Below are 2,711 nucleotides of genomic sequence, written 5' to 3'. Positions count from 1 at the left end.
TGCGGTTGAGCGCGGCGGTCAGTTCCGCATGCCGCCACAACAGCGGCAGCACGGCCACCACGAGGCCGGCCCGGTGCGCGGCGAGCACCGTCAGCACGAACTCGACCGTGTTCGGCAGCTGAAGCGCAATGACGGAGTTGGCCGGCAGTCCCGATTCGACGAAGTGCGCCGACAGCGCTTCGATCGCGGTGTCGGCCTCGGCATAGGTCAGCCGCCGCGGCTGGTGCCCGGTCACGCGCGTCTTGTTGATGGGGTCGATCAGGGCCGGCGCGTGCGGTTGCCGGGACAGCGTGCGCTGGAACAGCGTGTCGAGCGTTGGCGATACGGCTGACTGGTTCACGGCATCACTTCGCTTGAGGCTCACCCTTGGACCACCATGTCTCCGGCAGGTAGCCGGACAGCGCGGTCGCCTTCGGTCGTTCTATCCGATTCCAGCGCGCGATCCATTGCTCGGATACGTTAAACAGCGGGATTGTGTAGAAGCCCGCGACCAGTGCCCGGTCGAGCGCGCGCACCGCCGAGACGAAGCCCGCATGATCACGGGCCTCGAGCAGGGCGGCGATCATGGCATCGACCGCCGGATCCCTGGCCCCCATGTAGTTGCGGGTGCCCGGACTGTCGGCGGCTGCGCTGCCCCAGTAGAAATATTGCTCGTTGCCCGGCGAGAGCGATTGATCCCAGCGGTTCTGGATCATGTCGAATTCGTAGGCGAGGCGGCGCTGGTCGAATTGCACGGGGTCGACCGAGCGTACGGTCGGTTCGATTCCGGCCCGCTTCAGATCGCGCTGGAAGGCGAGCGCGATGCGCTCCTGGTCGCGCGTCGTCACCAGCATCTCGAAGGTGAGCGGGGCCCTTGTCGCGCGGTTGCGCAGCACGGTGCCGTCGAGGTCATAGCCGGCCTCCGACAGCAGCTTGAGCGCGGCGCGCAGCGTCGTCCGGTCGCGGCCCGAGCCGTCGGTCACCGGCAGCCGGTAGCTGCCGTCCATGATGTCGGGCGGTATTTTCGCGGCGAACGGCTTGAGCAGCTCGCGTTCGCGGGCATCCGCGGGCCGGCCGTAGGCCGACAGGTCCGAGCCGGCGAAATAACCGGCCACGCGCGAATAGAGGCCGAAGAAATAGTTGCGGTTGACCAATTCGAAATCGAACAGCAGCGTCAGTGCCCGGCGCACACGAATGTCGGCGAAGACGGGGCGCCTCGTGTTGAACACCAGGAATTCCGAGGGCTGCGGCACGCCGGGCTTGACGGTGTCGCGGATCACTTCGCCGCTTTTCGCTGCCGGAAAATCGTAGCCGTCGTGCCAGCGCAGCGGCTCGTTCTCGACACGGAAATCATAGAGGCCGCGCTTGAAGGCCTCGAACTGGCCGTTGGCCTCGCGGAAATAGTCGAGCCTGATCTCGTCGAAATTGTAGAGGCCGCGATTGATCGGGAGGTCGCGTCCCCAATAGTCGGGATTGCGGGTCAGCGTCACGCTGGCGCCGGGCTTCACCGCCGTGACCCGGTAGGGGCCCGAACCGATCGGCCCGGTCATCGTGGTCTCCTCGAAGCTGGCGACGTCGACCGCGTGTTTCGGCAGGATCGGCATCAGGCCGAGGATCAGCGGCAATTCGCGGTCGTTGGCGCCGGCAAGGTCGAAGCGGACGGCGAGGGGGTCGAGCATCTCGGCCTTGGCGACCTTGGCGTAGTACTGCCGGTGGTTGGGCCGGCCGTGGTCGCGCAGGAGCTGCCACGAGAACAGGACGTCCTCGGCGAGCACCGGCTTGCCGTCGGAGAAGCGGGCGCGGGGATCCAGGCGGAACGTGACATAGCTGCGCTCGTCGTCGGTCTCGACGGACCGCGCCAGGAGCCCGTAGAGCGTGAACGGCTCGTCATAGCCGCGCGCGAGCAGGCTCTCGACCACGTAGTTCCGCATCTGCTGGACGGCCAGTCCCTTCACGATCAGGGGATTGAGGCTGTCGAAGGTGCCGAGAATGCCCCAGGTCAGCCGTCCGCCCTTGGGGGCATCGGGATTGGCATAGGGCATGTGCGTGAAGCCGGCCGGCATTGCCGGCTTGCCGTGCATCGCAATGGCGTGGGCTTCCTCGGCGCGCGCGGGGCCTGCCTGTAGCCCCGTGGCCAGGACGAAGGCGAGGAGGCAGAGGCGGACGGCGGGGCCCTCGATAAGGCGCTGGAACATGAACATCGGCACATGCTGATTCGAGGACCGGCGGACCTCGATCCTATCACAGGGAATTTCACCGGGCGCAGGCCCGGGAGCGGTTCAAGACGCGGTCAAAGCCGGTTGTCGGCATTGATCTTTTCGTCGGCCACGCTAAGAAGGCGGGCAATCGCGTAAGAGCGTCGGGCCCGTCACTTATCCGCCTCAATTGACGGGGAGAGAGCCGCGCCAAGCGGCTAGGTTCGGCGCTTCGAGCGGTTCGGGCACTTCCCGTTCAGAAAGGGTTTTCCGCAATGAATTTCCGTTACTTGGCCGCGTCGGTTCGGCCGCGCGGGCGACTTCTCGCCCTGTTGACGGCCACGGCATTGGCCGTTCCGTTCGCCGCTGAAGCGCAGACCCCCGCGCCGGCCCCGGGCGCGCCCAAGGCGGCGCCGAAGGCCGCTCCGAAGGCTGCCCCCAAGGCTCCGGCGGCTGCTCCGGCTCCCCAGGCCCAGCAGGCCCCGGCTCAGGGCGCCCCGGCCCAGCAGGGTGCTCAGCCGGCGGACCAGCAGATCC

Annotated in this window: 2 protein-coding genes; both read right to left on the bottom strand. The window is 67.2% G+C overall.

Annotated features, from left to right (window positions below):
- The coding region (locus QM633_RS08055) for an AMP-binding protein (protein WP_415153228.1) at positions 1 to 340 on the bottom strand (340 nt) is incomplete at its 3' end.
- Positions 341 to 344: 4 nt separating this feature from the next.
- Entirely contained in the window at positions 345 to 2,180 is a 1,836-nt protein-coding gene (locus QM633_RS08050; RefSeq protein ID WP_415024359.1) for an extracellular solute-binding protein, read from the bottom strand.
- Positions 2,181 to 2,711: the final 531 nt, after the last annotated feature.

Origin of the sequence: Propionicimonas sp., from assembly GCF_047606205.1 — a bacterium.
Classification (GTDB): Bacteria; Actinomycetota; Actinomycetes; order Propionibacteriales; family Propionibacteriaceae; genus Propionicimonas.
Note: the sequence above shows the minus strand (reverse complement) of the source record. Positions and strands in the feature narration are given on the sequence as shown.

Excerpts from the sequence above, each read along its gene's own strand:
- QM633_RS08050 (WP_415024359.1), bottom strand. The coding sequence starts at position 2,180 with ATGTTCATGTTCCAGCGCCTTATCGAGGGCCCCGCCGTCCGCCTCTGC.